This window comes from Streptococcus hillyeri (assembly GCF_003686955.1).
Taxonomy (GTDB): domain Bacteria; phylum Bacillota; class Bacilli; order Lactobacillales; family Streptococcaceae; genus Streptococcus; species Streptococcus hillyeri.
Genome location: NZ_RCVM01000022.1, coordinates 21,040 through 27,880, shown reverse-complemented (window position 1 = coordinate 27,880; position 6,841 = coordinate 21,040). Strand labels below are relative to the sequence as shown.

Here is a 6,841-nt window from a genome sequence, read left to right as displayed (position 1 = left end):
AACAGTAATCAAGAAATTTAAAAGGTCTTCCATAACAAAATCCTCCACTTTTATTATAGCGAAGGATTTTGAATTCATCCATGAAAGTCTTTTCTGTAAGCCATATTTTCTTCATGCGTTTGTCGTGGGTCATCTTTACTCGCTTTTCGTAATATCTTCCTTCATTTCATCAATATTAAATTTTGCAAATAGATATTTTCTGTCTTGGACTGGGAAACGTTGATCTAATTGGTCTACTGGTCCAACTTCGACAATACCTTCTTGAATCACAAAATCCATGACATGACCTCCAAAGCTAAGGTCATCTGATAAGAAATGCAAATGATAACCAGCAACACTTACACCATGGAACATTTCAGGTGTCCAGATACCAACAATCGTTCCAACAATATCTTCTTGTTCATGTTCTGGTTGACTGGTAGCCACTTCAGAAAATTTGCGATGAGAACTTGATTTTGGAATCATTCGTACATGCATTTTACGAAACATGCCGTGAATTTTGATAGAACGAAAAAGATTTTCACCATCATAATAGGATTCAATGCGTTTCTCTAATTCTTTATCGGTCATTTCAAACCGTTGTTTAAAAATGACTTCTGCCTGATGAGGCACCACTGCTGCATAAGGCACTTTAACATAATCTGGCACTTCTACAACATGAACCTGACCATCCGTTGATTTGGCTTGATAGGCTTTGCCATCTAAGACAATTAATTCACCATCAATCGAATCCAAGGTACCGATTCCCAAAGTTCCATGTTCTAAAAGCTCCCCTATGGTCAAAGAACCATCATAAAGCCCTGCCATCAGAGCTCCTAAGGTATTGTATTGAAATAATCTTATCGGTTCTGACACTAGAGTTCCTCCTTAAAACTAAGCATATTGATATCATCAGGAACCATTTCAAGGTAACGATTCACAATCTGCTTCGCTTCATCACGGTAACCAAATTCTCTCAAAAGATAGGCATAATCTTGTAGGAACTCTGGATTCTCTGATAAGTCACCTGCAATTTCTTGGTAGAGCTCAAAGGCTTCCGTTTCTTGTTCCAGTTCGTGATAAGCCTTAGCAATATTCCACTTAGTAAGGACCATTTCAAGGTCTTCTGACTGGAGAGCAACAACCTCTTCATAGCGTTCTTCTTCTAAATATAAGGTTGATAAACGGAGCAACACTTCTTCAAGATCCTCTGATAAGTCTTTAGCTGACAAAAGATAGGATTCTGCAGCTTTTCGATCGTGTGTCTCATAAGACAATTGCGAAGCTAAAAGCAGTAACTGGCTATCGAATTCATTTTTGGTTAACCCTTGCTGGACCAATCGCAGAGCTTCTTCTGATTTATGTTCAGCCCTAAGGGACAGTGCATAAACATATTCATACCCTGCAAAATCTGGGTTCATGGTGTCCAACTGTTTAAAATACAGATTAGCTTTTTGATACTCTTCCTGATCATACAAAATTACACCTAGTTCAAAGGCAACAGAATCATCATACTCAATTTCTAGTGTTTTTTCCAAAAATTCAATAGCTGCTTCAAATTTACCAAGTTTGGCATAGGAACGACCAATTCTTTGATACGTTGATACTCCAGTGGTTTCTAGAATGTCACGATTATCTAATTTGGCATAATAAGCAATAGCTTCTTTGTAATTATCTAATTCATATTCAAGCTCTGCTATTCCAAAAATAACCAAAGGCTCATCTGTCAAATCAGCAGCTAGGAGAAGTTTATCTCTTGCCACATCTGTTAACCCCTCCATCTGATAGAGATCAGCCATAACTAGAAGTGCAGAGAGGTAATCTTCACTCTCTGCTGAAATAGCATCAAGATAGAGAAAGGCTGCTTCCATATCACCGTCTTCAGCTGCAATCTGAGCAAGATTCACATTCACTTCAGGATAATCTCCTTTTAGTTTGTCATAAATCTTTTTAGCTTGTGGGAAAAATCCAATAGATTCAAGGTATTCTGCCAATTCTAATAAAACATCTTGGGGATCATTATCAAGCGCTCTTTGAAAATATTTTTCCACACGAACGAGGTCCTGAGCTTGCAGTGACGCTAACATTTTCTCACTATTTAGCATGTTCATCTCCTTCAACAATTGGTTGTGTCTCTACTTCTTCATACAAGCCACTAACACCCTTGTACCATTCAAAAATCTCTGCAAGAACAACCTTTGCTGCTGCATAGACTGGAATACCAAGAAATACTCCCCACACACCAAAAGCCGAACCAGAAACCAAAAGGATAAACATGATGGTAATAGGGTGAATATTGAGCTTGCTTCCAAGAACCAATGGCGTTACAAAACGTCCCTCGATGGTCTGTTCAATCGTAAAGACCACCGCAACCTTAATTAACATTAATGGCCCTTCTACCAGTGCTAAAATCACAACAGGTACCATTGCTAAGAAACTTCCTAGGTATGGAATCATATTTAAAAATCCCGCAGTAATCCCAAAAGTTACGGCGTAAGGTAACCCAATAATGGTAAAGAGAATAGAAAACATGATCCCAACTACTAAAGCAACGGTCACTTGCCCTTGCACGTAGCCTGACAATTGTGCATTGACATTGTGCAAAATTCTTGCCGTTGTTTCTCTCATAGTAGTTGGTAAAAACTTCACAAATCCATCTTTCATTGTGTCTCCATCTCGGAGCATGTAAAAAATGATGAATGGAGAGATGATAATGGCAACCGTTACACGGGCTACAGCGCCAGCAAAATTTCCAGCCCAGTCAACAGCATTCTTAGAAAAGGTTTGCGCAAATTCAAGTGCTTTTCCAGAGAAATCTGTTACTAAACCCTCTAATTGTGGACGGAATTGTGCCAAACGATCATCCTTCAAAATTAAGGTAACCTGGTCTTCGACATCCCTGATATAATTAGGAAGATTTGTAATAAAGGCTGTCAACTGTGTCTCAATCATTGGAACCAGCGCAGCAATTGCCCAAATCAAAAAGAGAATAAGTCCGAGAAATACAACTGCAATGGCTGATACACGTCCAAAATTCTTCCCTTCCAACCAGTCTACAGCTGGCTTAAGAAGATAGTAAACAAGGGCTGACATCACCAAAGGGAGACTCACAACCGCTAAAAATGAAAAAATCGGAGTCAATAAGGAACTGATGTGACTGAACACCCAAATATTCAAAAAGACCAGCAACATCACTAACAGGACTGTCACACCCTGATTATTTAGAAACCAGCGAAAAAACCAACTAAGCGAAAATTTGTTATCGTCTTTCATAAATGCTCTCCAAGACTCTTCTATATTTTTGTAGTTGTTGTGCTAGTTATTCCATCAGCAGACGAATGAGCCTCACCATCGTAAATGATGGTTATCGGATGACTTTTTAACTAGAACAACAAGGATTTTTTATTATTAACCATTATACCAAAATCAGAGCAAAAAATCACCGATTAGGGTGACTTTAAGCTGATAAAATTAAGCTGTGGAGAAACAGAGTTTATTTCTTGCTATTCGGATAAAAAACAACCTGACTCTCTCTCAAAACGTTTCCACCATAGGTCATTTTAGCAGAGAAAAATGGCTCATCGTTTAAAATCCACTTGAACATCTCGTAATCGCCTTCCCATGTTGGCTTTGATAGCACCTGATCATAAGGAACCCATTCTAATGTCCCTTCAGCACAGTCTTCTAATAACTGACCAGTAAATGCCGTCACCTTAAAAACATAAGTATACCAATCCGTATCAGGCGTAAAGTTTGGAAAAGTTACAATCCCACGAAGTTCCATCTCCTCAACAGTCAAACCCGTTTCTTCAAAAACTTCCCGTTTGGCGCAGTCCTCTGGGCTCTCACCTCTCTCCAATTTTCCCCCGACAGAAATCCACTTTCCCTCATGAACATCATTTGACTTCTTATTGCGATGCAAGAGTAAAAATTCTTTCCCGTTATCAATGTAACAAATCGTTGCTAATTTCATACTGTCTCCTTTTTCATCCTATTATAGCAAAAGTAAAACTATTAAGCTAAAAACTTTCAAAAAATGATTGTTTATGGTTTAATGAAAGTATCAAAAAAGAAAGGGGTTCCACTATGAATCCACAAGACCTATTTAACCAAGTAAAAGAAATGATTGAAAAACGCGATTTTTCAGCAGCGCTTGACTTCGTCAACGACCAAAAAGATAACCTCGGAGAATACTTCGAACAAGCTAAAACCCTCATCGAAGGCGCTCAAGGTGCTGACGGTATCCTCGATAAAGTTAAAGGGCTATTTGGCGGTAAATAATCTTATCAGAGACTGACGTTGTTTCAGTCTTTTTTGATATCAAAAAAAGCCAGGATTTTCTCCTAGCTGTCACTACTTTTCATCAATAACCAAGCGGACTTTTTTACCTGATACTGGTACCGAATAGACAATCGCTCGAATCGCTGTAATCGTACGTCCTTTTTTACCAATAATACGACCGATATCTTGTTGGTCTAAATTAAGGTGATATTCCAAAAATTCTGGAGTATCTTCAATTTTAATAGTCAATTTATCTGGTTGTGAAATCAAGGGTTTCACAATAGCGATAATGAGGTTTTCGATGGTATCCATAGGCTTTTAGTCACTCACTTATTTTATTTTGAAAATTTTTGTTCGTGGAATTTCTTCATAACACCAGCTTTTGAAAGGATGTTACGAACTGTGTCAGATGGTTGTGCACCTTTAGCCAACCAGTCAAGAACGCGATCTTCTTTAACTGTGATTTGGTTTTCTGCAACAAGTGGGTTGTAAGTACCAACAGTTTCGATGAAACGACCATCACGTGGTGCACGTGAGTCTGCAACGTTAATACGGTAGAAAGGTTTTTTCTTAGAACCCATACGAGTCAAACGGATTTTTACTGCCATTTTAGATAAATCTCTTTTCTTTATTTTATTATGGTTAATAGCAGAGCTACTAACTTACTTTATTTAGTATACCATATAAAAAAGAGATGTCAAGAAAAAAACTTGACACCTTTAAAAATTTTAATCTTTTTTAGCATTTTTTAAAACAACTTCTCCAACCACTGTCCACCGTAAATCCAAAAGTAACTGTAAGTTACAATAGAAATTGGCTTACAAATCAAAATAATTCTAATAAATTTACGGTAGGACATGCTAGAGAGACCAGTCACCATAACCATGACATCAGCTGGTGCCATCGGGGATAACATATTGAGGATGAAAAAGCGTTCGTAGGTTTTTGAACTCAGGTGCTTCTCATATTTAATGAGGTGCTTTTCATCCACAAAAAGTAAGATGAAGGGGCGACCGTATTCTTTGACTAACCAGAACAAAATCAACGACCCCAGAGATAAACTAACATAATTTAAAAAGAGTCCCCACCAAAATTCAAAGGCCATAAAGCCGATAACCGTTGTCACCCCTCCTGGGATGATTGGAACTATTACTTGAATCACTTGAATAAGGAAAAAACTAATGCTTCCAAAGATCATATGATCTTTAATTAGCTCAGCCAAAGCATCTGGATTTTCAAAGACCTTCAATCCTCGGATAAGGTAAGCCACTAAAACGACTGATAAAACCAGCGCCAAGACACCTACAATTTTAACAATCTTTTGATAAATCTGATAACGTTTTGGATTAATTTCTTTACTCATAACGTAAGGCCTCAATCGGATCTAATTTACTTGCTTTATTGGCCGGTAACAATCCAAAGAAAATACCAATACCTGCTGAGAAGGTTATCGCAATCCCTGCAACATCAAGAGACACCGTGGCATTAGATAATTGCAGAGCATTTCCTGCCGCACCTACGGCTAAATAAGCTAGACCAAGCCCTATTAGACCACCTAAAACGGTTAGCACAACTGCTTCAATAAGGAATTGCGTAAGGATTTTTCCTCGTGTTGCTCCCAAAGCCTTACGAAGACCAATTTCCCTTGTTCTTTCTGTCACAGATACCAACATGATATTCATCACGCCGATACCCCCTACCAATAATGAGATACCAGCAATTGAGCCGATAACCGTTGTCATGATACCAAACTGAGTGTTAATCTCATTAAGAATTTCCGTCGTATCCGCTACCGTATACTCCCCATCTTTCACTTGAGAGAGACGTGTTAAATAAGCGCCAGCTTTTTTACCTAAATCCTGACTAAGGGTAACATCATTGACATGGAAATAAATCATAGCATTTTCTTTGGTTCCAAATTCATGAGCTACCTGTGTATTGGTCATCACAGCAGTTCCTGTTAAACCTGCTATTCCAATACTTGATGTCTCTGTTTTAAAAACCCCAACGACAAGATAATCTTTATTTCCCAGATTAACCACCTTATTTAAGGCAGTATCGTACTTTCCTTTACCAAATAAATCATCAGCCATCACAGTATCTAACATGATAATGCGTGAAAAATTCTGATAATCAGCATCTCGAAAGGCTCTCCCTGCAACAATTTCGTATTCTTTAACAGAGAAATACTGGCTACTAACACCAGTAACCATGGCATTATCAACAGTCTTTTTACCGTAAGAAATGGTACCACCTGCACTATTTGTAGTGAAGTAAGAATCAATTCCTTCTGTATTATCTACAATTTCTTGTAACCATTCATTTTTGACAGTGACATCATTCAGACTTCCGCCGTAAAAGGCTGCATAGGGATCTTCTTCAGCATCAGCTGGTTGAAAATAGAGCTGAATCGTTTTCTGATCTCCAGTAAAACTGTCAGCTACGCTAGCTTGCATTGCATTTCCAAGCCCCATGATAATCACAACGGCTGCCACACCGATAATAATTCCCAACATGGTTAAGATAGACCGCATTTTATGGCTAAGGACAGAGCTAATTGCAAATTTCCAATTTTCCATAA

At 38.2% G+C, this 6,841-nt stretch carries 9 protein-coding genes; 1 reads left to right on the top strand and 8 read right to left on the bottom strand.

Annotated elements, in window-relative coordinates:
* Positions 1 to 135: 135 nt before the first annotated feature.
* The 4 genes from budA to EAF07_RS09010 all read right to left on the bottom strand — a co-directional run bounded on the left by budA (position 136) and on the right by EAF07_RS09010 (position 3,952).
* On the bottom strand, positions 136 to 855 hold the full coding sequence (budA, locus tag EAF07_RS09025; protein ID WP_121836233.1) for an acetolactate decarboxylase: 720 nt from the start codon (positions 853 to 855) through the stop codon (positions 136 to 138).
* The gene (locus EAF07_RS09020; RefSeq protein WP_121836232.1) at positions 855 to 2,084 is read right to left on the bottom strand and encodes a tetratricopeptide repeat protein; all 1,230 of its coding nucleotides are present in this window, start codon (positions 2,082 to 2,084) and stop codon (positions 855 to 857) included. The genes budA and EAF07_RS09020 overlap by 1 nt, the downstream gene beginning before the upstream one ends.
* Positions 2,074 to 3,252, bottom strand: coding sequence for an AI-2E family transporter (locus tag EAF07_RS09015; protein ID WP_121836231.1), 1,179 nt, complete (start codon positions 3,250 to 3,252; stop codon positions 2,074 to 2,076). The genes EAF07_RS09020 and EAF07_RS09015 overlap by 11 nt, the downstream gene beginning before the upstream one ends.
* Before the next feature lie 220 nt (positions 3,253 to 3,472).
* A complete protein-coding gene (locus EAF07_RS09010) occupies positions 3,473 to 3,952 on the bottom strand; it encodes an NUDIX hydrolase (protein WP_121836230.1) in 480 nt (159 codons plus the stop codon).
* Positions 3,953 to 4,065: 113 nt separating this feature from the next.
* Between EAF07_RS09010 and EAF07_RS09005 the strand changes: the two genes are divergently transcribed.
* Positions 4,066 to 4,260 (top strand): hypothetical protein, encoded by a 195-nt coding sequence (locus EAF07_RS09005; RefSeq protein WP_121836229.1) that lies wholly within the window; start codon positions 4,066 to 4,068, stop codon positions 4,258 to 4,260.
* Between the two features lie 72 nt (positions 4,261 to 4,332).
* On the opposite strand, the gene EAF07_RS09000 is transcribed toward EAF07_RS09005, so the two are convergent.
* From EAF07_RS09000 to EAF07_RS08985, 4 genes are all read right to left on the bottom strand, one after another.
* Positions 4,333 to 4,572 (bottom strand): KH domain-containing protein, encoded by a 240-nt coding sequence (locus tag EAF07_RS09000; RefSeq protein WP_121836228.1) that lies wholly within the window; start codon positions 4,570 to 4,572, stop codon positions 4,333 to 4,335.
* A gap of 23 nt (positions 4,573 to 4,595) precedes the next feature.
* On the bottom strand, positions 4,596 to 4,868 hold the full coding sequence (rpsP, locus tag EAF07_RS08995; protein WP_121836227.1) for a 30S ribosomal protein S16: 273 nt from the start codon (positions 4,866 to 4,868) through the stop codon (positions 4,596 to 4,598).
* Positions 4,869 to 5,008: 140 nt separating this feature from the next.
* Positions 5,009 to 5,623, bottom strand: a complete 615-nt coding sequence (locus tag EAF07_RS08990) for a TVP38/TMEM64 family protein (protein ID WP_121836226.1) — start codon at positions 5,621 to 5,623, stop codon at positions 5,009 to 5,011.
* Complete coding sequence (locus EAF07_RS08985; RefSeq protein WP_121836225.1) at positions 5,616 to 6,839, bottom strand: ABC transporter permease; 1,224 nt, start codon at positions 6,837 to 6,839, stop codon at positions 5,616 to 5,618. The genes EAF07_RS08990 and EAF07_RS08985 overlap by 8 nt, the downstream gene beginning before the upstream one ends.
* Positions 6,840 to 6,841: the final 2 nt, after the last annotated feature.